Origin of the sequence: Bacillus sp. FSL R9-9410, from assembly GCF_038050385.1 — a bacterium.
Lineage (GTDB): Bacteria > Bacillota > Bacilli > Bacillales > Bacillaceae_G > Bacillus_A > Bacillus_A cereus_U.
The window spans coordinates 4,279,021-4,303,806 of record NZ_JBBOTV010000001.1 but is presented as its reverse complement, the minus strand read 5'-3'; the positions used below and the strand labels follow the sequence as shown (position 1 = coordinate 4,303,806).

Genomic DNA, 24,786 nt, shown 5'->3' with positions numbered 1-24,786 from the left:
GAATTTTGAGGTGGGAGTTTTACTGCCCGTTAATGCGGGATAAATTTCTTGGTTAAATAAAACAAAACTATCAGGAGTGAACAGTTACTTTTGATGGGCTACACGAATCGGGTTCTTACTGCCTGTTTGAGCGGAATTAAAGAAGGATAGGAAGATGAGAGGAGGTAGGCATAGGGATACTGAATAAGGGTTCGGTGTATTCGTTTTTCAATGAATAAGGAATTTCCTGTGCTAATAAATATGAAGCGAGCAAGAATTATTTATAATCCTACTTCTGGGCGCGAGCTATTTAAGAAGAGCTTACCAGAAGTATTACAGAAATTAGAACAAGCTGGATATGAAGCGTCTTGTCATGCGACAACTGGTCCTGGAGATGCGACTGTGGCAGCGAGGCAAGCTGCTGATCGTAAGTTTGATGTTGTTATCGCAGCTGGTGGTGATGGTACATTAAATGAAGTAGTGAACGGTTTAGTAGGACATGAGCATCGTCCAAAGTTTGGTATTATTCCAGTTGGAACGACAAATGATTTTGCGCGTGCGATCGGTGTACCTCGTGTTATTGAAGAGGCTGCGGATATTATTTGTGAAGGAACAACGGTACCGTTAGATCTTGGTAGAGCGAATGATACATATTTCATTAATATCGCTGGTGGCGGCCGTATTACAGAATTAACATATGAAGTACCAAGCAAGCTAAAAACGGTATTAGGCCAACTTGCTTACTATTTAAAAGGAATCGAAATGTTACCATCATTACATCCAACATATGTTGAAATTGAGTATGATGGGAAACTGCTACAAGAAGAAATTACGATGTTTTTAATTACGAATACTCGTTCAGTTGGTGGATTCGAAAAAGTAGCACCATATGCATCTATTAACGATGGATTATTTGATTTATTAGTACTGAAAAAAGGTTCTATCGCTGATTTAATTAAAGCAGCAACACAAGCGCAGCGTGGGGAACATATTAACAATCCGAAAGTGCTATATACACAAGCGAATCGTATTAAAGTTCATTCCCCTGATAAATTAATGATCAACTTAGATGGTGAATATGGCGGAGACGCACCAATGGAATTTGAAAATATATATCATTGTCTGGAACTATTTGTTCCTGAACATCAAGAGGATGCCCTTTAAAGGCATCCTTTTTTGCTTTTCCCCAGCATTCCCATCTTAAAATTCGGCTGAAGCAAAGAAGTTAGGTAGGAGTCGGGCTGCTTGTAAAAGCCTCTGTTGATTAAAGTTTCACTTTATACAGCTGAATTGTAAATTGGAAGTTAGTTTGATTTTTATGGTATTTTTACAATTTGTTTATTTTATGTACATACTTTATTGATACACTGGAGGAGATAAGAAATGAGAGGTAGGGTGCTATGGAGAAGGTAAAAGCAATACTATTTGATAAAGATGGGACATTAATGGATTTTCATTCGATTTGGATAAAAGTAGCTGAAGAGCTTGTTACAGAGTGTATAAATTTATATCAATTACCAGAATCAATGCAGCAGGATTTATTAAAAGAGATTGGTGTAGACGGAGCATTTGTTCATCCTCGTAGTGCGATCGCTGCTGGAACGAGTCTTGATGTGGCAAAGGGGCTTTGTAAGTATATTGCATCATCTAGAGAAGAAGAGATGCATCAATGGGTGAGTGAAAAGTTATTTGCTCTTATGTACGAGCATCGTTCACATATGAGAATGACGGCAGATTTACCGAAAGTTTTACAGGCGTTAAAGGATAGAGGATTTATTCTAGGTGTCGTTACAGCTGATGATTTCGCGCCGACAGAATTATTTTTAAAGCAATATCAATTGGAAGCTTTTTTTGATTGTGTTATAGCTTCAGATACATTTCCAGCACAGAAGCCAGATAAAAAAATTGTAGAATCGTTTTGTGAGAGATTTAATTTAGAGACATGTGAAGTAGCGGTCGTCGGGGATACACCGACGGATTTACATTTAGCGAAAAATGGTGGCGACTGCTATGCGATTGGCGTACTATCTGGTACGGGTGATCGTCAAACGTTAGAACCACTTGCAGATTTAATATTACAATCTGTTGAAGATTTAATTTCTCATTCAGGTGAGTTTATTTGGAAACAAAGAAAGTCTAATGTATAAATTAATAAGTCTATAAGGACTCTATATGAGTCTTTATAGACTTATTTTTTATGCCGAGATATTCAGGGAATGGGATGAATACTAGAAATGGGAAGTTGGCACACATCTTGCAATATAAAGAGAAAACATTGTATAGAAAAGGATGGGGTACATAATGAACACAAAAAAATTTGCTAAAGTAGATGAACAAATTCCAGGACCGAAAGCAGCGTCTTTATTAGAACGCCGCCAAAATATAGTACCAAAAGGAGTAAGTAATGGTATTCCAACATTTGTACAGTCTGCAAATGGTGCACTCGTAACAGATGTGGATGGAAATCAGTACATTGATTTCGCAGGAGCAATCGGGACAATTAATGTAGGACATTGTCATCCTACTGTTAAAGAAGCGCTTCATAAACAAGTAGATCAATATATTCATACTGGTTTTAATGTGATGATGTATGAGCCATATATTGAATTGGCAGAAAAGCTTGCCGCATTAGCGCCAGGTAATTTCGACAAACAAGTGCTGTTTTTAAACAGTGGGGCAGAAGCGGTTGAAAATGCAGTGAAGATTGCTCGTAAATATACGAAGAGACCTGGAATTATCGCATTTTCTAAAGGATTTCATGGGCGTACATTAATGACAATGACGATGACAAGTAAAGTAAAACCATATAAATTTGGATTTGGCCCATTTGCTCCAGAAGTATATAAAGCACCATTCCCATATGAATACCGTCGCCCAGAAGGGTTAACAGAAGAGCAGTATGATGACTTTATCATTGAAGAGTTTAAGAACTTCTTCATATCAGAAGTAGCACCAGAAACAATTGCAGCCGTTGTAATGGAACCTGTTCAAGGGGAAGGTGGATTTATCGTTCCAAGTAAGAAATTTGTTCAAGAAGTACGCAGTATTTGTTCAGAGCACGGTATTTTATTTGTGGCTGATGAAATTCAAACAGGCTTTAGTCGTACCGGAAAATACTTTGCAATTGATCATTATGATGTCGTTCCAGATTTAATTACGGTATCTAAATCATTAGGTGCTGGTGTACCGATAAGCGGTGTGATTGGGCGTAAAGAAATTATGAATGAGTCTGCACCGGGGGAACTTGGCGGAACGTATGCAGGAAGCCCACTAGGATGTGCGGCTGCATTAGCTGTGCTTGATGTAATAGAAAAAGAAAAATTAAATGATAGAGCAATAGAAATAGGGAAAGTCGTAATGAACCGATTCCAAGAGATGGAAAATAAATATAATTGCATCGGTGATGTGCGCGGCTTAGGGGCAATGTGTGCATTCGAGCTCGTTCAAGATCGCAAGACGAAAGCGCCTGATAAAACATTAGCGTCTAATTTGTGTGCAGAAGCAAATAAGCGTGGACTACTTTTATTATCCGCAGGAACATATGGAAATGTTATTCGTGTATTAATGCCATTAGTGATTACAGATGAGCAACTTGAGGAAGGTTTAACAATAATTGAAGAATCATTGCAAGCTTGTTATGAGCAAGCAAATATCGCTCGTGTATAAAGAATTGGGATAACTTAAAAAAGGGAATAAAGCTTTTCTTTTTAGGCGGAAGAGAGCATCTGTCCATGCATAGAATCGGTCAGCCCCTTTTCCTGCCCCATGCCAAGCTAAAACAAAGTGAGGGTGTGGTTGCGATGGCATTCTTTATTTTTTAAGGCAGCGAATTATGTGTTAAAAAATATAAATAGATTTGTATAAATAACAAATTGAAAACATTCTAGCTTACTCTATATAAAATGCAGAAAATTCATTTTATAATAAAGGTAGTAAAGTGAATCGATGGATTTGAAGTAGGGAGTGGCTAGAATGGTTGCAGAAAAGGAACGAATGTTGATGGATTTACAAGATGTATTTGAATATGCATTTGATGAAATTTTTGTTACGGATGATAAGGGAATCGTTGTACGTGTAAATAGTATGTGTGAAAGACATTACCAGCTCTCTGCTAAGGAATTAGTAGGAAAGCATGTACAAGAACTACAGAAAGAAGGGATTTTTTATCCGTCTGCAACGTTAGAAGTAATTGAAAAGAAAAGGCCAGTTGAACTTGTGCAAACAACGAAATCAGGAGAGTATTTGCATGTGCGTACAAGGCCTGTTTTTGATGATGAAGGAAATTTAAGAAGAGTGATTAGCTATTCTCGTGATCTTACTGAACTCTATCAATTACGTCAAAAGGTAGAGGAAATGGATAATCAGCTAAAGACATATAAGAAAGAATTAAGAGAAACATATGAGCATGAAGGGCTTATTTTTAAAAGCATCGCTATGCAAAAAATAATCGAAACAATAAAAAAAGTATCTGTGGTAGATAGTACTGTTCTCGTATTAGGTGAGACTGGAGTGGGGAAAAGTCGATTAGTACGCCATTTGCATGAAGTGAGTCACCGGAAGAATGAAAGTTTCTATGAAATTAATTGTGCGGCATTGCCGACGAATTTAATCGAATCTGAGCTTTTTGGATATTCAGGTGGGTCTTTTACAGGTGCAAATCGTGAAGGGAAAAAGGGGCTATTAGAATCAGCACATAAAGGGACCCTTTTCTTAGATGAAATTGGTGAAATGCCGCTTGAAATTCAAGCGAAGCTTTTGCAAGTATTGCAAGAAAAAACGTTTCGCTCTATAGGCGGAAGAGAATTAAAAAAGGTGGACGTTAGAATTGTAGCGGCAACAAATAGAGATTTAAGTACGATGGTGAAACAAGGAACATTTCGGAAAGATTTATACTATCGTCTGAATGTCATTCCAATTTCAATTCCGCCACTTCGGGAGAGAACAGAAGACATTTTGCCGCTCATCTATCATTATTTACAGCATTTTAATAAAAAGTACGGACGTGATGTGAAGTTAGCTCCTAGTACGTTACAAATGTTTGTAGGGTACCCTTGGGAAGGAAATAATAGAGAGATTGAAAATGTAATTGAACGAATTGTTATCACTGCTGATGATTTTGTAACGGTAGAAGATTTGCCACTATCTATGCAAGAGACAACGGTTGAACAATCCGGACAAAGTCTTTATAGAATGCTGGAAGAGGTAGAGAGAAATATTATTCTTAAAGCGTATAAAACGTATGGATCAAGTTATAAAGTGGCTGAGTTTTTGCAAATAAGTCAATCTGCTGCCACTAGGAAGATTAAGAAGTTCATAGAGGAGGAAGAAAACATTGGATAAAAAAGCGACGTTCGTAAATTTAGAGAAAAAGGCGATGTATATAAATGGTGAGTGGATTACACTGCAAGAACAAATCGAAGTGAATAATCCAGCGACAAAGGAAGTATTTGCAACTGTACCAAAGGGCGGGATTACAGAGGCAAAGCAAGCAGTTGATGCTGCGCATGAGGCTTTTAAATTATGGTCAAAATTAACGGCAGCGGATCGCGCAGTAAAGTTAAAAAAGTGGTTCACACTCATTGATGAAAATAAAGAAGAAATTGCAGCAATCATGACGAGAGAGCAAGGAAAACCGTTTGCAGAAGCGCTTGGTGAAGTGAACTATGCAAATAGTTTTGTTGAATGGTACGCAGAAGAAGGAAAGAGAATATACGGTGAAATGATTCCTGCTTCTCATCCGAATAAGCGTATTTTAGTTATGAAGCAACCAGTAGGGGTTATGGCAGCTATTACACCGTGGAACTTCCCGGCTGCTATGATTACGAGAAAGGTAGCTCCAGCACTTGCAGCAGGCTGTACGGCAGTTGTGAAACCAGCGAGTCAAACGCCATTAACTGCATTGAAGTTAGTTGAATTAGCACATGAAGCAGACATTCCAAAAGGTGTAATAAATATTGTAACAGGTAGTGCAAAAGCAATTGCTGATACGTGGATGGAAGATGAGCGCGTTCGAAAAGTTTCCTTTACAGGATCAACTGAAATTGGGAAAGAATTAATGGCTAGCGCTGCGCAAACGATGAAAAAGGTTTCGCTTGAATTAGGTGGTCACGCTCCATTTATTGTTATGAATGATGCTGATTTAGATAAGGCGGTAGAAGCGGTAATTGGTTCGAAATTCCGTAACGCAGGACAAACGTGTATATGTACAAACCGCGTCTTTGTTCAAGAAGAAGTGTACGAAGAATTTGCAGGAAAGTTCACAAAAGCTGTAGAGCAGCTTAAAGTTGGAGATGGATTCGGTGAAGGAACAACTGTAGGTCCACTTATTGATGCGAATGCAGTTTCGAAAGTACAAGAACATATTGAAGATGCAATTCAAAAGGGCGGAGAAGTTTTATACGGTGGCCATAAATTTGCAGAGTTAGATGGTTATTTCATTCAGCCAACAGTAATTGGATTGGCAAATGACACGATGCTTTGTATGAATGAAGAAACATTTGGACCGGTTGCACCAGTTGCGAAATTTAAAACAGTTGAAGAAGTAATCGAGCGAGCAAATAATACACCATATGGTTTGGCTGCTTATATTTTCACAAAAGATATTAGCCAAGCATTCCAAATTAGTGAAGCGTTAGAGTACGGTATTATCGGTTTAAATGATGGCCTTCCATCAGTTGCACAAGCACCATTTGGTGGCTTTAAAGAAAGTGGTATCGGCCGCGAAGGAGGCCATTTCGGCATCGAGGAATATTTAGAAATTAAATATATTTCGTTAGGACTATAAGTAGTATACTAGAATCTCTATAAGGTAACAGAGAAGGAGATTCTAGTATGGTATATTGGCTATTATTACTCGTAACAATTATTTTTGAAGTAGCTGGAACGATAGCGATGAAACTATCGAACGGTTTAACAAAGCTCGTTCCAAGTGTACTTATTTTTGTCTTTTACGGTATTTGTTTCAGTATATTTGCTATCGTCGTAAAGAAGATTAACTTAAGTATTGCTTATGCGATTTGGTCGGGCTTAGGAACACTTCTTATTACGATTATTAGTGTGTACTTTTTTAAAGAGCATATTAACTTATTCCAAGCATTTTGCATTTTATTTATTGTTTTAGGAGTAATTGGACTGAAAGTGTCATCGGCATCATGAAAGCTATCTTTTGTAGAAGATAGCTTTTTTCTATTTGTGTAGTTAGCAATTACTACGACAAAATATGACAAGAAAACGTAAAGAGTTTTGCTATGATAAAGTGAAACTTTAATCAGTGGGGGTTTTGTTCATTCCCCACTGATTATTAGCCCGCACCAATCGGGCGTTTACGGGCAGTTGATCTCCCACCTAACTTTTTGCTCCAACTGAATTTTGAGGTGGGAGCTTTACTGCCCGTTAATGCGGGATAAATATAAAAATCTTGTCTCATATAGGGGGAAGGGTATGTTAAAGAAAGTGAGTCGAATTGTTTTAATTTGTGGCATGGCTTTTAGTTTAAGTGCTTGCACAGAAACTAAAAACAGCGATGAAAGTAAACAAGAGGACGTTCAAGATAAAGTTTATAAAATAGGAGAGACGGTGGACGTGGATGGTTTGCAAGTAACTCTCGATTCAGTTCAATTAGGGTATCCAGATTACACTACAGATAAAAAGAAAGATGATATTTTAGGGATTGTTTTCACGGTGAAAAATAATAGTAAAAAGGACATACCGTTTGCATTTTACGAATTTGAGATTACAGATAAGAAAGGTACAAAGTTTAAAGAATATAAATATGATAGCTTTACGAGTAAAAAGGTAGCGCCAGATGGAAAAATTCAAGATGTAATGCTATTTGATGTAACGAAAGAAAATACATATATCGCTACATACAGGCCTGAGTTTACGCATGAGAATAGAACGATAAAATTTGAATTGAAGCCGAATAAATAAAAACACATTGGGTAATCCAATGTGTTTTTATATTCATGAAATTAAAACGCCCAGTTACCTTTACGGAAGATCGGCTCATGTCTTCCATCAGCTGTAATACCGTCGATATCAAGCTCAGCTGAACCAATCATGAAGTCTTCATGTGTAATACTAGCGTTCGCACCATTTTCAGCAAGTTCTTCTTTAGACATTGTTTTCCCGCCATCTAAGTTAAATGCATAAGCATTTCCGATTGCAAGGTGGCAAGATGCATTTTCATCAAATAGCGTATTGTAGAATAAAATATTTGTGTTTGAAATTGGTGAATCGTGAGGTACTAAAGCTACTTCGCCTAAGAAGTGAGAACCTTCATCTGTTTCTACTAAATGTTTTAAAGCTTCTTCACCAGATTCAGCTTTATAGTCTACGATACGTCCGTTTTCAAATGTTAACGTAAAGTTGTCGATAATGTTACCTGCAAATGCTAACGGTTTTGTGCTAGACACTTGGCCGTTCACACCTGTTTTAAGTGGCATTGTAAATACCTCTTCAGTTGGAATGTTAGCCATAAATGCTACGTTCTTTTCATTTAAGCTACCAGCACCAGCCCATACATGCTTCTCTGGAAGTTCGATTGTTAAGTCTGTTCCAGGACCTGTATAGTGAAGAGCTTTATAATGTTTTTCGTTTAAGTAATCTACTTTTGTATGTAGTGTTTCATCATGTTCTTTCCATGCTTCCACAGGATTTTCTAAATCAGCACGAGTAGCTTTGAAGATAGCATCCCATAGTTTTGTTTCTTGTTCTTCTGGCGCTACGTCAGGGAATACTTTTGCAGCCCATTCTTTCGTAGGAACAGAAATTACGCACCAGCTTACTTTATCTGCTTGTACATAATCACGGTATACTTTCATCGCTTCTCCAGCTACTTTATGAGCTGTTGCAATTTTCTTTGGTTCTACACCTTTTAATAGATCAGGATTCTCTGCATAGATGGACATAAATGCAGCGCCTTCTTTTGCTAATTCTTCGCGAGCATGTGCTTTCCAAGAAGGGAATTCAGAGAAAGCTTCTTCAGGAGCTAGATCGAACTTTAAGCGTGTTAACGTCTCATCATTCCAATCAACATATACGTGTTTTGCACCAGATTGATATGCTTTTTCTGTAACGAGGCGTACAAACTGTACAGCCTCAAGAGGTGCACTAATTGATAAAGTTTGTCCGGGCTGAATATTAACACCAACATTGACTGCAAGGGCAGCATACTTCTCTAACGTTTGTTCAAATGACATATGTATAATCTCCTTTAGTTTGAAAGATTTCTTACTATATATAATACAAGAAAATTCTAAAAATATATATAAATATAACGTAAAAAGAGAGCTCAAAATGTATTGAGCTCTAATAGTTATTTAATCGAAGAAGCAAATTGCTCCACAGTAGTTGTATGGTGTATGCGAACACGCTTCATTTTTAACAACTCATCGGGTTCACCCTTCGTAATGAATTGTCCAGGCTTCGTTGTTGTTGCAAATTGATAGTATTTCTTTGTTTCTGCGACAACTTTATCGTCTACATGACCGAATGGATAAGCAATTGCGATAACAGGCTTACCTGTTATTTTCTCTAGCGTTTCTTTTGATCCTTTTAACTCTTCTTCATAGTTTGTAATTTTCGGCAAGTCTGCATGTGTTGCTGTATGGGATTGTACAGAAAAAATACCTGAATCAACAATTTCTTTTATTTCAGATGTAGAAAGGGCGCCTTCTACATCAACGTTATCAACAATCATATATTCCGTTGCCGCTGGCTTAAAAGTATCATCTTTTAGCTTTTGTAAAATGCGAAATGCATTCATATTATTTTTCATACCGTCATCAAATGTAACGAAAACCGGCTTGTTTACTTTATTTATATCGCTCCAGCGTTCAAATGTTAATAATGTATAACCATTGTCTTTTAAATACTTCATTTGTGCTTCAAAGTTAGCGGGTGATACGAATAAATCTTTAATACCTTGCCCATGATAATCATCAATTGCGTGGTACATAAGAACAGGAACTTTTTGCTCGAAAGTAATAGTAGATTTCGTAAGTGGAATAGCTTTTCCGCCCTCTGTTGTTCCTGTAGCTTCAATTTGGTATTCACCGCGTTTTCCTTCAAATTCTTTTATATCAAAGGGCAGTGTAAATTGTTGATCTTTCTCTTTAGAAGAAAAAGATTTAGCACTTTCCTTTCCATCAGCAGAGCGCCAAATTTTATATTGTACTTCGGTTAAAGAATCCTTTATGTCTGTAATATGAATATTTGAGTTTGTAGATTCGTGCGTAATTGGATTATAAGAAATTTCACCTTGTGTTTGTACAGTCTCTTCTTGTTTTTTTACTTCTTGTACCTTTTTCTCTTTTGCAGGTTCTGGGCTAGCATTATTTGTGTTACAGCCTGCTAGAATGGCAGACGTACATAAAGCAATCGCTGCGTATTTTCTCATAAAATCACCTTCTATTGTGTATTATGTTGCATACTTACATTTAAAATCCCCACCTCTGTAAGAGGGGTGGGGATATACCCTTGTTCATCATAGCATTTTTAGGTGAAGGGTAGGTTAGTGACTTTGAATAGAGATATTCTTTCGTTTCTTATTAGAATTGATAATAATATAACCGACCACAAAGATAAGAGGGATAATGAAGACATAGATAGGTATACCCCATACATAATAGCTTTTCATGCTTAAAATTAATAAATGTAAGAAGTCGAAAAGGGCGTGGGCTTTCATAATATCCTCCAACGTTTTTTTTACAAATTATAACATTGTAAGCTTCTGATTTGTATATTTTGGTAAATGATTTAAGTTAATTTTAAAGTAAGAGAAAGGTTTATTAATATGCAATTTTGCATATATAGATTAGTTTATATTAAAATATAAGGGTTTTAGACTATAATAAAACCGCTATAAATTTAAGTAAGAATGATGTATGGAGTGGAGAATAGAAATGAAATATAAAAAAATAGTATATATCCTTCTCATATCGCTATTCATAGTCGGTTGTCAAAGTGAAACGAGTAAAGCGAATAGTGTGGAAGAGTATATTCCGCCGCATCTTATGAATGCGGAAGTGACGGCGGATATTATGACATTAGAGATGGATCCAGATGCTCTTAAAAAGGTAGGGAATATTGGTCAAAGAATGAGAGAGCATCTAGTGAATAATATGGAATGGTATTTAAAATACGTAGAAGAGCATGCAGAGAAAAAAAGTTTTCCATATCATCCTAATTTCGGTGTTACAAAAGAAGAGTATGAGTTTGTACTAAATGCAATTGATCAAAGTAAATTGGTTAATACAAAGGATGGAAAGCTGAAATTCAAGAAAAAAAGTGAACATGAAGTAGAGATTTTTTCAAGTGAAAGTATAAAACTTCTTAAATATATAGTTATTGATACGGAGAAGAATACAGTAAAAACATCTCTAGGCGAATGTGAATATTTTGGAGAAATACTGGCATCGCCAGAACAGAAGTTAACTGGTCCTTGGCACGGAAAACAATGGATGTTAAAAAAAGATGACTTAATATATATGTTTTCTTTAGGGAAAATGGAAACAGGAAATAAATCAATTATTGATATTTCGGTGAAAGGTGAATATAAGGGAGAAATTATTAATAAGGAAGAGGCATTAGAGTTTTCTTCAGTTTCTTAAATGATGATAATAAAAAAATCACCTTACTTAAAAGAGTAAGGTGATTTTTTATTAAATAAACAATCCAGCGATTGTTGCAGATAAAATAGAAGCAAGTGTTGATGCAAATAGCATTTTCCAACCAAATTTAGATACGATGCTTCCTTGTTTTTCAGAAAGTGCACGGATTGTACCAACAATCGCACCAATTTGGCTAATACTTGCGAAGCTAATTAAGAATACTGTAACGATTCCAACTGTACGTGGAGCTAATGTTGCAGCAGCGCCTTTTAAATCAAGGATTGCTACAAACTCGTTTAATACAATCTTCGTACCCATAATACCACCAGCTGGGATAATATCTTGAGTTGGAATACCCATTAAGAATGCGAATGGAGAAAGTATATAACCGAAGATTTGTTGTAAAGTAACAGCATATCCCATTGCACCTGAAGCAGCGCTAATTACGTAGTTTACAACTTCCATAACACCAATGAAGGCAATCATTAACGCAGCAACGATACCAGCTACTTTTAAACCATCAAGCGCACCGTTAATCATAGCGCCGATAAGGCTATCTCCGAATAGGTTTCTATCAAATTTTTGAACCACTTCGTCTTCTTTTTTCGTATCAACTGGTGTTAATAATGAACAAACGATTAAGCTTGAGAATAAGTTTAGCGGAAGAGCCGCTAATACATATTTCGCATCTAACATCATAACGTATGATGCTGTAACAGAAGCAGAAACGGAGCTCATTGCTGAACAACAAATGATAAACATACGGTTTTTATTAAAATGTTGTAAATCATTTTTAATAACGATTAACGCTTCACTTGAACCGAAGAATACAGAATTTACTGCGTGGAATGATTCAACGCGCGGTAAACCAGTAATTTTTGAAAGTGCACCGCCGACAATACGAACGATGAATGGTAAAACACCTAAATAACTAAAGATAGAAAGTAGTGCTGAGAAAAATACGATAATTAATAATACATTTAAGAAAAAGACAAAATCTCTTTGAATTCCATTAAAGAGAAAATCGACACCTGTCGTACCAAGTTTAATTAGTTTGTTGAAAACTTTACTAATGAAGATGATAATTTGCTGTCCGATCTTTGTGCCAAACATAAACCAACCGATTAAAATTTGGAAACTAATCATAATAGCAATTGCACGGAAGTTGATTTTACTTCTATTGTTTGACAAAGCAAAGCATAAACCTAAAACGACAAGAATACCGATAATGCTCATTACATATTGCATGTAGTTGCCCCTTTCAGAAGTTCGTATAAAGTTTTTACATAAAACGCTCGTTATATTACTAAAAATAAAGTAATGGAAGTTTCATGTCATACGTAAGATGTCTGACCTTTTTGAAAAAAAAAAAAAAAGACTCCTATTGATTCACTTTCATCTATAAGAGAAAGCTAATCAATAGGAGTCTTTTTTATACATAGGCTAATATTCATTAGTTTTCCCCATAGTCCAGCAATTTAAGGTTGCCGGGTAGAAACTCTCGATCCATATTATCGACTATATATGAGGTAACATCGTCCGTATTAAATTAGTAGTAGCGTAACATTACTAGAGAACTATCGTCAATAGCTTTTTTTCTTCCAATAGAAATAGACCATATAAGTATGATAAAATGTAACGCAGTGTTATGAAAAAGAGAGGTCGGAAAATGAGTACAAAAATGACGCCACCAGTTGAAAAAAACGAGTTTATAGATGTAGTGTTTGAAGATTTAACACATGATGGTGCCGGTGTTGCGAAAGTGAAGGGATATCCTATTTTCGTAAAAAACGGATTACCAGGTGAGGAAGCACAAATTAAAATTATTAAAGTGAAGAAAAACTTCGCGTTTGGTCGTTTAATGAAGCTTCATCAAGAAAGTCCATATCGTAAAGATGCAGAATGCCCCGTGTACAACGAGTGCGGAGGTTGCCAGCTTCAGCACTTAACGTACGAAGGACAATTAAAAGCGAAAGAAAAACAAGTACGTGACGTTATGCAGCGCATCGGCGGATTAAGTGATGTTCCTGTTCATCCTGTACTGGGCATGAAGAACCCGTGGGTATACCGTAATAAAGCACAAGTACCAATTGGAGAACGCGAAGGTGGACTTGTAGCTGGTTTCTATCGTCAAGGAACGCATGACATCATTAATATGGAATCATGCTTAATTCAGGCGGAAGAAAACGATGCATTAATTCAAGAAGTAAAACGTATTTGTGAAAAAAACGGTATTTCGGCGTATAACGAAGAGCGTAACAAAGGAACACTTCGCCACGTAATGGCCCGCTACGGACAAGTAACAGGGGAAATTATGCTTGTCTTCATTACACGTACAGCTGAACTGCCAAATAAAGAAGCAATCATTGAAGAAATCGCAGCGAAATTCCCAGAAGTAAAATCAATTGTTCAAAACGTAAACACGAAACGTACAAACGTTATTTTCGGAGACAAAACGACAGTACTGTACGGATCAGAATATATTTATGACTTTATCGGTGACATTAAATTTGCGATTTCAGCACGTTCATTCTATCAAGTAAACCCAGAACAAACGAAAGTGCTATACGATAAAACGTTAGAATACGCAAAGTTAAATGGTAACGAAACAGTAATTGATGCCTATTGCGGAATCGGATCAATCTCCTTATTCCTAGCGCAAAAAGCGAAAAAAGTATACGGTGTTGAAATTGTTCCAGAAGCAATCGAGGACGCAAACCGAAACGCAGCACTAAACAACATGACCAACGCTGAATTTGGCGTAGGAGAAGCAGAAGTAGTCATTCCTAAATGGTACAAAGAAGGCGTAATCGCCGACACAATGGTCGTAGACCCACCGCGTAAAGGCTGTGACGAAGCATTACTAAACACAATCATCGACATGAAGCCAAAGCGCGTCGTATACGTATCATGTAACCCAGCAACATTAGCACGCGACTTAAAAGTACTAGAAGAAGGCGGATATAAAACACAGGAAGTACAACCTGTTGATATGTTCCCGCATACTACTCATGTGGAGTGTGTGGCTTGGCTTAAGTTGGTATAATAAAAAAGCAGTTGATATAGAAAAAATCTATACCATCTGCTTTTTGGTTTATAAAAATACCATTCATAAGCGATTTTAGTTAAAATAAATATTGCTGATTTTCACAAATTATAAATTGAGAGTTTGAAGATGTATTCATAGTGAGAGGATTTGAATTTGAAATGATAGATAATTTTTGGAGTGATTTACCACGACCGTTTTTTGTACTTGCACCAATGGAAGATGTGACAGATGTTGTTTTTCGTCACGTAGTAAGTGAAGCTGGTCGCCCAGATGTATTTTTCACAGAGTTTACAAACTCGGATAGCTATTGCCATCCAGAAGGTATGAAAAGTGTACGTGGCCGTTTAATTTTTACAGAAGATGAACAGCCGATAGTCGCGCATATTTGGGGAGATAATCCTGAATATTTCCGCCAAATGAGTATTGGTATGGCAGAGCTAGGATTTAAAGGTATCGATATTAATATGGGCTGCCCTGTACCGAATGTAGCATCAAGAGGAAAAGGTAGTGGCCTTATTCTACGTCCAGACGTTGCGGCAGAACTTATTCAAGCAGCAAAAGCGGGCGGACTACCTGTCAGTGTAAAAACACGACTTGGCTTTAAAGAGTTAAGTGAGTGGGAGGATTGGTTAACGCACATTTTTAAACAAGATATTGCAAACCTTTCTATTCACTTACGTACAAGAGAAGAAATGAGCCAAGTAGATGCACACTGGGAACTAATTCCAGAAATCAAAAAATTACGTGACCGCATCGCACCAAATACGCTAATAACAATCAACGGAGACATTCCTGACCGTCAAACTGGAATGGAACTTGCTGAAAAATACGGTATTGATGGCGTTATGATCGGACGAGGAATCTTTAAAAATCCATTTGCTTTTGAAAAAGAGCCGAGAGAACATAGCAGTAAAGAATATATCGATCTTTTAAGACTGCAGCTTGACCTTCAAGATCAATATGCAGAAGTACTACCACGCTCAATCACAGGGCTTCACCGCTTCTTCAAAATTTATGTAAAAGGATTCCCTGGAGCTGCTGAACTAAGAAATCAATTGATGAACACGAAATCAACTGATGAAGTGCGTGCGTTGCTTGATAAGTTTGAGGCGAGTGTTGATAAGGATGGAGATAGTGAAACAGTGTAACTTTTGAAAGTTAGAGGGGATAGGGTGTAGCGATTTTATGAGTGTTTGTTCCATTTTAATTAAGGTGAACCGTATCATAAGTAAGTGAGGTATTCTATGTAAAACAAGGGTAAGAAAAGAATACAGGAGAAAATTGAAAATGGCAGGTTGGTCTTGATTTTCACTGATATTATCATGTTTATTTTATTATGCCTATAACTTGGAGGCTATGTGAATGTTAAGTGATCAGACGAGATATTCTAGGCTCGCGAATATAACAAAAATAATAAATACAAAATTAGAACTACGTGAAGTATTGCAGCGTGTAACAATGGCGATATCAGAGGAGATTGTTAGGTGCAACGCTGTTGGAATTTATTTACCCCAGGAAGATGGAACATTTAGAGGGTTTGCAGGAAAACCAGAGACCATAAATGGCGTAACGCTCGATACTCAGGTAATTGATCCTGAAATAGACTTACTGGCAAAAGAAGTTATTGAAACCAAAAAAACCATCTATATCCCTGATACCTCAAAGGATCATCGGCCGGATCCGAGACCAGTTGATGCGTTCAAAATTAAGTCCTTATTAGCTCTGCCTATCTCATTTGGGCAAGAGTTATTTGGTCTGGTTTTTTTATTTGATTATGGAGTTCCAATGAACTTAACAGATTCAGAAATTCAAAGTGTTGAAGCTTATGTAAATATGGCTGCGGTCGCAATTCAAAACGCAAATAATTTAACACAAAAGGAAAACCTTATTGCCGAGAAGCAGCTGTTACTAAATGTTACCCGTGATTTATCAATGTGTTCCTCGATACAGGAGAGTTTTGATAAATGTTTTTTTTACTTAGGACAGATTTTAGAGAGTAAAAACATGGTTGCCCACCTTTTAGAACCGCTAGACAAAACAACGATTAAAACAACGAAGTTAAGCAAGGACTGTGATTGGACAGAAGCGGATTGGATGGAGAAAAGCTATGAAGCCAAAATCCAAGAGGTTATTCAAACAAAAAATATAGATAGTAAGGGTCTACTGATGATTCCATTGGTTTCAATGGGAGAAATATTAGGGGTAATCGTCGTTGGCAAAGAGGGAAAAGCTCACAATTACGATAATTCCCAAATTCAACTGGCAAAATCTATCGTTGATGCCACAGCTCCTACGTTTTCAAACTTGTTATATATGGATCAACTTGAAAGTATGGTGGAAGAGCGAACGAGAGAACTAGCTGCTGCTAATGAAAAAGTTACAAGTGTGATTGAAAGTATTACGGATGGATTCTTTACTTTGAATAATAAATGGGAATTTACGTACGTAAATAAGCATCAATATTTTCCACAAAGAAAAACAGCAAAAGATGTATTAGGTAAGAATATATGGGAGGTTTTCCCGAGTAGCGTCGACGCAGTTATATATAAGGAATTTCATCGTGCAATGTCAGAGCGAACTACAGTTCATTTCGAATTTTTTTCTATCTCTGATGAATATTGGCACGAAGTTATTGCATACCCGTATGATGATGGTATTTGTTGTATTTTTAAAAACATAACGGAAAAAAAGCAATATGAGCAGGAATTGAAAAGGTTATCCAACATAGATTTAATAGGGCAAATGGCAGCAGGTATCAGCCATGAGATTAGAAATCCAATGACAACAGTACGAGGATTTTTGCAGTTATTAAAAGAAGAGAACACCTATGAGAAACATAATAAGTACTTTAATTTAATGATTGAAGAACTTGACCGTTCCAATTCTATTATTACTGAATTTCTCTCGATCGGTAATACAAGGAAATCGGATTTGCAGATGTTAGATTTAAATTCAATTATCCACGATAGTATTCCTTTAATAAAGATTGATACGTATAATCAAAATAAATCTATTCAAGTCGATACAAATGACATTCCGGAATTATTTTTAAATCGTAATGAGATACGACAATTATTAATAAACCTATACCGTAATGGCTTAGAAGCGATGAGCACAGGGAAAGTTCTAACCATTAGTACCTACAAGGAAGGTCAAAATTGTGTGGTGCTTGCAGTGCGGGATCAAGGAAAAGGTATCAGGCCTGAAGTATTAGAGAAACTGGGTACTCCATTTTACACGACCAAAGATAATGGAACTGGATTGGGGTTAGGCATATGTTATGCCATTGCTGCCCGTCATAATGCAAAAATAGAAATTCAAACAGGATCGGAAGGCACTACCTTTTTTGTTAAATTTAATTATGAAAATAATGAATAATAACCTCGTTTAGATTAGTTACGGTGAACTGTACCACAAATAAAAAGTAAAACTTAAGTAAACATAATCAATATATTTCACCTGAATTTTGCGAAACATTCATGTTTGAGTTTCCCACTAAATTAGAGTTGCATAAAAAGAAATGGACTAACCTATATCAGGTTAGTCCATTTTCAAGTGTGTTAATTAATAGTAAATCCCCATCCGTAATTTCGCACGATTATCCCATCCTTTTTTGCTGTTTTAAAATCATCCCCACAAGCATTAATCCACCTAAGACTACAAAACCTACCTCTAAAATGTTAAAGTAGTAACTTAACGACATTAATTTACACATGCTAAAAGCATTACTATAATCAACATTTCAGGAGGAAACACAATGGCTATAAGCAATAATGATATTTTAATTCGAGTAAGATATGCTCTGGATATAAAAGATATTGATATGGTAGAGATATTTAAACTTGGTGGCGTAGAAGTGACAAAAGAAGAAGTGCGAAAGATGCTGACAAAATTAAAAAACAGTTACTATGATGAAGCTGACGATGATAGTGATGTATTTGAAAATGATTACGAAATCAAATGCAATAATGTTATGTTAGAGTCATTTTTGAATGGTTTTATTACTTTTGAAAGAGGAAAACAAGATCCAAAACCAGGGCAATCGGATAGACAAGCGATGTCTTTAAAGAGTAATGGAAGTGTTAATAATCTCGTTCTAAAAAAATTGAAGATAGCACTATCATTAACAAGTGAAGATATGCTTGATATATTAGAAGACGTAGGAGTCATCGTAACAAAAGGAGAATTAGGCGCTCTATTAAGAAAAGAAGGCCATAAGAATTACAAAGAGTGCGGCGATAGATACGCAAGGAATTTCTTAAAGGGACTAGCTGTAAAGTATAGAGGATAATAAGTTTGTTAAAGCAGTAAATGATATAATAGGTAGAGTAGGACGTTAGTAGCCTGCTCTTTTTTATTTGCAAAAATAATTATGAACGAATACGTTAGGTGATGAAATGGTACATACATATTTAGGTGAGACAATTAATTTTCATATAACTTATAAGAAGAAAAAATCAGTACGTCTTTATGTAGATTCGTATGGAAATGTGGAAGTGCAAGCTCCGAAAGGGACGCCTGTTGAATACTTAGTCCAGTTGCTAGAGGAGAAATGGGATTGGATTCAGAAAACCCGTAAGGAAATGCAGGATCGAGCGCTTGGTCCACAGGAAAAGGGTTATGATCAAGGAGAGGGCTTTCTGTATTTAGGGAATACGTATCCGATACAGATTTCTCAAGATGCAAGTATTACGCAAGACAATGCAGTTTTTGAAGGGGATAAGCTACACATTTATGTGAATGAGCTTAAGGATGAGAAAATACAACAAGCTTTGAAACGATTTTACTATAAGCAGTGCAAAGCATTAGTAGAGAAGAGTATTAAAGAGCATCAAAGTAACTTTAAAACAAAACCGCGTTCTATTCGTATTACAGATAGTAGCCGTACGTGGGGAACTTGTGATTCGAATTTACAGCTAACCTTCAATTGGAAGTTAGCAATGGCACCACAGCGAGTAATCGATTATGTAGTTGTTCATGAAATGTGTCATATGGTTCATTTAAATCATGATCGTTCTTTTTGGCGTCTTGTTGGGAAGATAATGCCTGATTATAAGGAAATGGAAAACTGGTTAGCGTTATCGAGTTGGAAGATGACGGTTTAGTAGGGAATATCGATTTTTGTCGGTAAATCGATATTTCTTGTCGAATCGTTGATATATTGTGAGTTATGATAGATATATTTGAAAAATCGTTGATATATTGTGAGTTGTGATAGATATATTCGAAAAATCGTTGATATAATTTTATTTACCACAGAATTGTTCAACGGCTCGAAAAAAGGAGATGTCACAGTGGACATCTCCTTTTTCGGGCGTAGGAATTATCGTCCAAACTTCACAACGAAATTCCCATCTATTTTCTCCAGCTCATATCCACGATACCCCTCCGAAAGCAACGCTTGCTTTTCACTAACATCACTCATTGGAATATCTTTAACATCCGTCCAATCTCTTTCTGTATCCTTACGTAATTCCTTCACAAAAACATACCGCATACTACCACCATATTTCTCCTTCAGAGCAGCAATTTCCATTCCTTGCGCGAACTTATCCTTTAAACTAGGAATGTTGAAAGGTGCAACGGTGCAGCAAACGTAATCGTATTTGCTGTCTTCTTTTTGTAATTCGTCCATGATGACTGTTGCTAATATTTTTTGCATGCCATTTCCTCGGCAGTTTGGATGAACGTTTGAGATTTCTTGATAGATGACGCGGTGTAGCTGACTTTCTGGTAGGCCAATATCAAGTCCTAAATGTTCATCGTCGATAGGAGGGACTAGTAGGGCACGAAATGCGATGAGCTCGTTTTCTATAAAGGCACCGATCATCATTCCGTTTCCTTCTAGAATGTACTGAAATTCTTCTAGCGAGAGTGGTTGTAAACGACCTTTATCTTCTAGCGCTTCAACTACAACGTTTTGTAATGATAAAATTTGTTCCATATGTTCTAAAGATAGTAATGTAACGTGAAATGGATCGTTGTTTTGTTTTAATTTTCCTTCGTAAAGAGTCGTCATGTGTTAGTCCTCCTTTAGCGTACAACGTCTTGAAAGACGGTTAATTCTTGTAATATATTTTCGTTTATTTCAATGCCGAGTCCCGGCTTTTCGTTTAAGCGAATAAATGGTACGTCGTAATGTAAGTTTCCGATGTCTTTCGTGAATTTTAATGGACCTGTTAGCTCGACGCTAGTAATGATTTTTTTTGAGAAAGCGACATGGAATCCTGCGGAAGAGGCAACAGATGATTCGACCATGGATCCAACTTGGCATTCAATACCTGCCATTTCAGCTTGATGAGCGAGTTTTACAGCTGGATATATGCCGCCGCATTTCATTAGTTTTATATTTACTTTATCAGCTGCGTCTAATTTAATGATTTGGCGCATTTCACGAGAGCCTTTTAGTCCTTCATCAATCATAAGCGGAATGTCTGTTTTAGAACGAATATGAGCTATTGCGTCAATATCATCGGCTACAACAGGTTGTTCAATCCAGTCGATGTTTAAATGTCCTAATGAACGAAGTGCTGTTAATGTGTTTGCGCTATTTTTCCAGCCTTGGTTTACATCAACACGAATCGCGATATCATTTCCTACACGTTCACGTACAGCTTCAATTCGTTTTACATCTTCTTTTACATTTGTACCGACTTTCATTTTGAAAGATTGGTAACCTTTCTTAATCATAGAGGCAGCTTCTTCAGCCATATTTTCTGGACCTGCAATACTTAAGACGTGAGTGACAGGAAATTCTTCATGGTAGCGTCCGCCAATTAATTGATATACAGGCTGATTTAATTTTTTACCCAGTATATCAAAACAAGCAATATCAATCGCAGCTTTCGCAGTAGGAATACCGTAAATTGTATTGTCCATCATATCGTGTATTTTTTCGATATTCATTGGATTTTGCCCAATTAGAGCAGGAGCTAGTGTATGTTTTAAAACATGGAAAGTACTTTCCCATGATTCACCTGTAACGTGATCATCGGCAACGCCTTCACCGTAACCGATCATACCTTCATCTGTTTCCATTTTGACGATAATAGAAGGCATATCAGAATAAGAACCATAACTAATAACAAACGGATCGCGAAGCGGTAAACGAATTGCGTAAAGATGAATAGCTGTAATTTTCATTGAATAAAGACCCCTTCCTGTTTACAATGGTTTTGTACATTTGATATAGTTGACGTTAAATAGTCGTTAATTAATGATAAGGAGTTAGAGAAAATGATGATAAAAATTGCAGTTGTCGGTTCAAAAGAGTTTATGGAGAATCTTTTACCTATTGCTCATAAACTAGAAGAAATAGAGATTGATCCATATATTTACCTTCACCCGGCAGAATCTTCTGAAATATTAAAGCGTTTAAAACCTTGTGATGCTATCTTTTTCTCGGGTGCCCTACCTTATTATATGGCAAAAGAAATAAGAGAACAATTGCGAATTCCAAGTACGTACTTACAGCAAGACGAGACAACTGTCGCATCTTCACTCCTTTCTATCATATATCATCAAAGTATCCAACCTCATAAAATTTCAATTGATTTAGTAGATCGTTCGTTTATTACAAATGTGTTCCATGATATCGGTCTGAAAGAAACGCCGCAAGTGATGGATTATGAAAATATGTTATGGAGTAATGATGAAATTAAGAGCATCATTGATTTTCATTTAGCTAAATATCAATCTGGAGAGGTTGATTTAGCTTTAACTAGTATTCACGCTGTCTACGACGAACTTCAAAAAATAGGTATTCCTTCAGAGCGTATGATAGATCCGACGCAATCAATTATACATGGGTTAAAAGATGCAAAAATAAAAGCTGAGTTAGCAAAAAGCCATTCAGCTACTGTTGGTGCTTGTATTATATCCTTTGTAGAGTTACAAGAAAGATCGCTCGAACAATTAAATGTAATTTCAAAAGAATTACGTGGTTCATTTAAACAAGTTGATGAAATGACTTTTATTTTGTATACAACTCGTGGTGATATCGAATCGAGTACAAAAACAAATACGATAGATCGTTTATTTACGAATATAGAAGGAGCGGTATCGATTGGATTTGGTTACGGAAAAACAGTAAATGAAGCGGAACAAAATGCAAAAATCGCTCAAGGTTTCGCAAAAAATAATCCGATAGAGCGCCGCTTTTATATACTAACAAGTGATAAAGAATTATTTGGTCCGTTCCCGAAAGAACAGAGAGTACAAAGTTTAAAAAACGATAATCCTGAATTAATGAAAATAGCGAAGGAAACGAAGCTTAGTCCTGCAAACTTGTCAAAAATTATTCAATTTAGTCAATCGCATCCATCATTGAAATTTACAGCGGCCGATCTTTCGGAGTACTTACAAGTGACTCGGCGATCGACGGAAAGGCTGTTAAAGAAATTAGTTGATTACAGGTATGCCAATATTTGCGGCGAGGAAATGCCCTATCAACAAGGGCGCCCTCGCGCAATATATGAGCTGAATTTACCATTGTATTCGTTTCAAAAATTTTAAGCTTCTAGTTGCGCTTTTTGTTTTTTTATTAGGTCTGCTTTTTCAATATCCGATAGCTTCGTAATTGTGAAGCCAGTTATACCATAAATGATTGAAATAATAGGTACGATGAAATTCAATATAGCATAAGGAGCATATTCGAATGCGCCTACTCCAAGTGTTGCGAGTATAAATACACCACATGTATTCCAAGGTACGAAAACAGAAGTTAATGTTCCACCATCTTCTAATGCTCTGGATAAGTTTTTAGAATGTAGTCCTTTTTCTGTGTACGCATTTGCATACATTCTTGAAGGAACAACAATCGAAATATATTGTTCAGAGCAAGTAAGATTCGTTGCAAAGCAAGATGCGATAGTAGAAGCGATAAGTCCTTTTGATGATGTCGCTAATTTTAAAATTTGATTTACAATTGAGCGAAGAATACCAGTATGTTCTAGTACTCCTCCGAAAGTCATAGCGACAATTGTCATAGAGACTGTATTCATCATAGAGCTTAAGCCACCACGGTTAAATAGTTCGTCTACTAGCTTGTTTCCAGTGTCTATAACAAATCCACTTTGGAGTGCACCGACAGCTGATGAGACAGAACCACCTTGAATAAAGACTTGTGATAAGAATCCTAAAATAACACCTACGAGAATAGCTGGTATAGCAGGGACTTTTTTAGCGACCAATACCATAACAACTACTGGTATAATTAATAGGAAAGGCGAGATAACAAAGTTTTGTTGCAATACTTGTAACGTTTGATCGATGCTTTTTGCATCAATATTGTTATCGCCAAAGCTTCTTCCTAAGAACGCATAAACGATAAGAGTAATAATTAAACCTGGAATTGTAGTAAATAACATATGACGAATATGTGTGAATAAATCTGTATTTGTTAATCCTGCGGCTAAGTTTGTTGTGTCTGAAAGCGGTGACATTTTATCGCCGAAATAAGAACCGGAAATTATAGCGCCAGCAACCATTGGAGCTGGGATTCCCATACTTAGGCCAATTCCCATTCCAGCAACACCAATTGTTCCCATTGTAGACCAGGAGCTACCGATTGCTAATGCAACGATAGAACAAATAATTGTAATTGAAACTAAAAATAGTGATGGAGTTAAAAGTTTTAAGCCGTAATAAATCATAGTAGCGACGATTCCACCGCCAATCCAAGCACCGATCGTTAAACCTACAAGAATAATGATAACGATAGCGGGTAATGCAAGGCGAATTCCTTTATACATCGATTCTTCAATGTCATTCCATTTGTAACCGTATCGCCAAGCGACGATAGAAGCAACGGTTGTACCGATAATAAGTGGGACGTGAGGGCTTTGTTCTAATACAACAATTGTAACCATCATAACTGCAACTGTAATGATAATAGGGATTATTGCTACGCCAAAAGGTATTTCTTTTTTCATAAAAGGCCTCCTCATTATGTATGTTTGTATTTTTAGAATTGTCGCAAAATAGACGTTTATTAAGTTATAATAACTAAAAATATATACAAGCGTCAATAAAAAACAGAAAATAAGGAATGTTCTATCTGTATAAAGTGAGTGGAAATGAGTTATAGATAGCATTCGAAAATAAACAATTGACTTTTTTCTTAAAATTCAATATGTTCATAAAAAC

General features: G+C 36.4%; 20 protein-coding genes and 1 riboswitch. Of the genes, 14 read left to right on the top strand and 6 right to left on the bottom strand.

From position 1 onward, the window contains the following. Nucleotides 1-240 precede the first annotated feature (240 nt). From MKX77_RS22280 to MKX77_RS22250, 7 genes are all read left to right on the top strand, one after another. Nucleotides 241-1,143, top strand: a complete 903-nt coding sequence (locus MKX77_RS22280) for a diacylglycerol kinase (RefSeq protein ID WP_033714579.1) — start codon at nt 241-243, stop codon at nt 1,141-1,143. Between the two features lie 236 nt (nt 1,144-1,379). Then, a complete protein-coding gene (locus MKX77_RS22275; protein WP_341307833.1) occupies nt 1,380-2,126 on the top strand; it encodes an HAD family hydrolase in 747 nt (248 codons plus the stop codon). A gap of 154 nt (nt 2,127-2,280) precedes the next feature. Beyond that, complete coding sequence (gene gabT, locus MKX77_RS22270; protein WP_341307832.1) at nt 2,281-3,645, top strand: 4-aminobutyrate--2-oxoglutarate transaminase; 1,365 nt, start codon at nt 2,281-2,283, stop codon at nt 3,643-3,645. A 306-nt stretch (nt 3,646-3,951) separates the two neighbouring features. Next, nucleotides 3,952-5,319 carry a sigma-54 interaction domain-containing protein gene (locus tag MKX77_RS22265; RefSeq protein ID WP_341307831.1) on the top strand — a complete coding sequence of 456 codons (1,368 nt, stop codon included), beginning with the start codon at nt 3,952-3,954 and terminating at the stop codon, nt 5,317-5,319. Further along, complete coding sequence (gene gabD, locus MKX77_RS22260; RefSeq protein WP_070169792.1) at nt 5,312-6,763, top strand: NADP-dependent succinate-semialdehyde dehydrogenase; 1,452 nt, start codon at nt 5,312-5,314, stop codon at nt 6,761-6,763. Before MKX77_RS22265 ends, gabD begins: the two co-directional genes overlap by 8 nt. 47 nt (nt 6,764-6,810) lie before the next feature. Next, a complete protein-coding gene (locus tag MKX77_RS22255) occupies nt 6,811-7,134 on the top strand; it encodes a DMT family transporter (protein WP_002113527.1) in 324 nt (107 codons plus the stop codon). Between the two features lie 285 nt (nt 7,135-7,419). Beyond that, entirely contained in the window at nt 7,420-7,908 is a 489-nt protein-coding gene (locus tag MKX77_RS22250) for a DUF4352 domain-containing protein (protein ID WP_215555066.1), read from the top strand. A gap of 41 nt (nt 7,909-7,949) precedes the next feature. Here MKX77_RS22250 and MKX77_RS22245 read toward each other — a convergent pair whose 3' ends face one another. Further along, entirely contained in the window at nt 7,950-9,179 is a 1,230-nt protein-coding gene (locus MKX77_RS22245) for an aminopeptidase (protein ID WP_341307830.1), read from the bottom strand. Nucleotides 9,180-9,295: 116 nt separating this feature from the next. Continuing rightward, nucleotides 9,296-10,378 (bottom strand): polysaccharide deacetylase family protein, encoded by a 1,083-nt coding sequence (locus tag MKX77_RS22240; RefSeq protein WP_341307829.1) that lies wholly within the window; start codon nt 10,376-10,378, stop codon nt 9,296-9,298. Nucleotides 10,379-10,883: 505 nt separating this feature from the next. Here MKX77_RS22240 and MKX77_RS22235 point away from each other — a divergent pair. After that, nucleotides 10,884-11,591 carry a hypothetical protein gene (locus MKX77_RS22235; RefSeq protein WP_341307828.1) on the top strand — a complete coding sequence of 236 codons (708 nt, stop codon included), beginning with the start codon at nt 10,884-10,886 and terminating at the stop codon, nt 11,589-11,591. Nucleotides 11,592-11,642: 51 nt separating this feature from the next. On the opposite strand, the gene MKX77_RS22230 is transcribed toward MKX77_RS22235, so the two are convergent. Next, nucleotides 11,643-12,839, bottom strand: coding sequence for a NupC/NupG family nucleoside CNT transporter (locus MKX77_RS22230; protein ID WP_016093450.1), 1,197 nt, complete (start codon nt 12,837-12,839; stop codon nt 11,643-11,645). 198 nt (nt 12,840-13,037) lie between these two features. Beyond that, nucleotides 13,038-13,139: riboswitch (purine riboswitch) on the bottom strand. A 121-nt stretch (nt 13,140-13,260) separates the two neighbouring features. Here MKX77_RS22230 and rlmD point away from each other — a divergent pair. From rlmD to MKX77_RS22205, 5 genes are all read left to right on the top strand, one after another. Continuing rightward, nucleotides 13,261-14,637, top strand: a complete 1,377-nt coding sequence (gene rlmD / locus MKX77_RS22225) for a 23S rRNA (uracil(1939)-C(5))-methyltransferase RlmD (protein WP_341307827.1) — start codon at nt 13,261-13,263, stop codon at nt 14,635-14,637. Nucleotides 14,638-14,798: 161 nt separating this feature from the next. Beyond that, nucleotides 14,799-15,788: a tRNA dihydrouridine synthase gene (locus MKX77_RS22220; RefSeq protein ID WP_341307988.1), complete on the top strand. Its 990-nt coding sequence runs from the start codon at nt 14,799-14,801 to the stop codon at nt 15,786-15,788. A 214-nt stretch (nt 15,789-16,002) separates the two neighbouring features. Next, nucleotides 16,003-18,018, top strand: a complete 2,016-nt coding sequence (locus MKX77_RS22215) for a GAF domain-containing sensor histidine kinase (RefSeq protein ID WP_341307826.1) — start codon at nt 16,003-16,005, stop codon at nt 18,016-18,018. A gap of 379 nt (nt 18,019-18,397) precedes the next feature. Beyond that, on the top strand, nt 18,398-18,931 hold the full coding sequence (locus MKX77_RS22210) for a YehS family protein (RefSeq protein WP_215555073.1): 534 nt from the start codon (nt 18,398-18,400) through the stop codon (nt 18,929-18,931). Nucleotides 18,932-19,037: 106 nt separating this feature from the next. Continuing rightward, nucleotides 19,038-19,745, top strand: a complete 708-nt coding sequence (locus tag MKX77_RS22205; RefSeq protein WP_215555074.1) for a M48 family metallopeptidase — start codon at nt 19,038-19,040, stop codon at nt 19,743-19,745. A gap of 218 nt (nt 19,746-19,963) precedes the next feature. Here the strand turns inward: MKX77_RS22205 and MKX77_RS22200 are convergent, their stop codons facing one another. Further along, nucleotides 19,964-20,659 (bottom strand): GNAT family N-acetyltransferase, encoded by a 696-nt coding sequence (locus MKX77_RS22200; RefSeq protein WP_215555075.1) that lies wholly within the window; start codon nt 20,657-20,659, stop codon nt 19,964-19,966. A 14-nt stretch (nt 20,660-20,673) separates the two neighbouring features. Next, entirely contained in the window at nt 20,674-21,783 is a 1,110-nt protein-coding gene (locus MKX77_RS22195) for a mandelate racemase/muconate lactonizing enzyme family protein (protein ID WP_341307825.1), read from the bottom strand. Between the two features lie 93 nt (nt 21,784-21,876). Between MKX77_RS22195 and MKX77_RS22190 the strand changes: the two genes are divergently transcribed. Continuing rightward, entirely contained in the window at nt 21,877-23,154 is a 1,278-nt protein-coding gene (locus MKX77_RS22190) for a transcriptional regulator (RefSeq protein ID WP_341307824.1), read from the top strand. Here MKX77_RS22190 and nhaC read toward each other — a convergent pair. Then, nucleotides 23,151-24,572, bottom strand: coding sequence for a Na+/H+ antiporter NhaC (nhaC, locus tag MKX77_RS22185; protein WP_341307823.1), 1,422 nt, complete (start codon nt 24,570-24,572; stop codon nt 23,151-23,153). The two genes, MKX77_RS22190 and nhaC, sit on opposite strands and share 4 nt — an antisense overlap. Between the last annotated feature and the right edge of the window lie 214 nt (nt 24,573-24,786).

What these genes read in the sequence shown, in the direction of transcription:
- nhaC (WP_341307823.1), bottom strand. Translation starts at nt 24,572, where the DNA reads ATGAAAAAAGAAATACCTTTTGGCGTAGCAATAATCCCTATTATCATT.
- rlmD (WP_341307827.1), top strand. Translation starts at nt 13,261, where the DNA reads ATGAGTACAAAAATGACGCCACCAGTTGAAAAAAACGAGTTTATAGAT.
- MKX77_RS22220 (WP_341307988.1), top strand. Translation starts at nt 14,799, where the DNA reads ATGATAGATAATTTTTGGAGTGATTTACCACGACCGTTTTTTGTACTT.
- MKX77_RS22215 (WP_341307826.1), top strand. Translation starts at nt 16,003, where the DNA reads ATGTTAAGTGATCAGACGAGATATTCTAGGCTCGCGAATATAACAAAA.
- MKX77_RS22245 (WP_341307830.1), bottom strand. Translation starts at nt 9,179, where the DNA reads ATGTCATTTGAACAAACGTTAGAGAAGTATGCTGCCCTTGCAGTCAAT.
- MKX77_RS22255 (WP_002113527.1), top strand. Translation starts at nt 6,811, where the DNA reads ATGGTATATTGGCTATTATTACTCGTAACAATTATTTTTGAAGTAGCT.
- MKX77_RS22205 (WP_215555074.1), top strand. Translation starts at nt 19,038, where the DNA reads ATGGTACATACATATTTAGGTGAGACAATTAATTTTCATATAACTTAT.
- MKX77_RS22275 (WP_341307833.1), top strand. Translation starts at nt 1,380, where the DNA reads ATGGAGAAGGTAAAAGCAATACTATTTGATAAAGATGGGACATTAATG.
- MKX77_RS22235 (WP_341307828.1), top strand. Translation starts at nt 10,884, where the DNA reads ATGAAATATAAAAAAATAGTATATATCCTTCTCATATCGCTATTCATA.
- MKX77_RS22250 (WP_215555066.1), top strand. Translation starts at nt 7,420, where the DNA reads ATGTTAAAGAAAGTGAGTCGAATTGTTTTAATTTGTGGCATGGCTTTT.
- MKX77_RS22190 (WP_341307824.1), top strand. Translation starts at nt 21,877, where the DNA reads ATGATGATAAAAATTGCAGTTGTCGGTTCAAAAGAGTTTATGGAGAAT.
- MKX77_RS22280 (WP_033714579.1), top strand. Translation starts at nt 241, where the DNA reads ATGAAGCGAGCAAGAATTATTTATAATCCTACTTCTGGGCGCGAGCTA.
- MKX77_RS22265 (WP_341307831.1), top strand. Translation starts at nt 3,952, where the DNA reads ATGGTTGCAGAAAAGGAACGAATGTTGATGGATTTACAAGATGTATTT.
- gabT (WP_341307832.1), top strand. Translation starts at nt 2,281, where the DNA reads ATGAACACAAAAAAATTTGCTAAAGTAGATGAACAAATTCCAGGACCG.
- MKX77_RS22230 (WP_016093450.1), bottom strand. Translation starts at nt 12,839, where the DNA reads ATGCAATATGTAATGAGCATTATCGGTATTCTTGTCGTTTTAGGTTTA.
- MKX77_RS22240 (WP_341307829.1), bottom strand. Translation starts at nt 10,378, where the DNA reads ATGAGAAAATACGCAGCGATTGCTTTATGTACGTCTGCCATTCTAGCA.
- MKX77_RS22210 (WP_215555073.1), top strand. Translation starts at nt 18,398, where the DNA reads ATGGCTATAAGCAATAATGATATTTTAATTCGAGTAAGATATGCTCTG.
- MKX77_RS22195 (WP_341307825.1), bottom strand. Translation starts at nt 21,783, where the DNA reads ATGAAAATTACAGCTATTCATCTTTACGCAATTCGTTTACCGCTTCGC.
- MKX77_RS22200 (WP_215555075.1), bottom strand. Translation starts at nt 20,659, where the DNA reads ATGACGACTCTTTACGAAGGAAAATTAAAACAAAACAACGATCCATTT.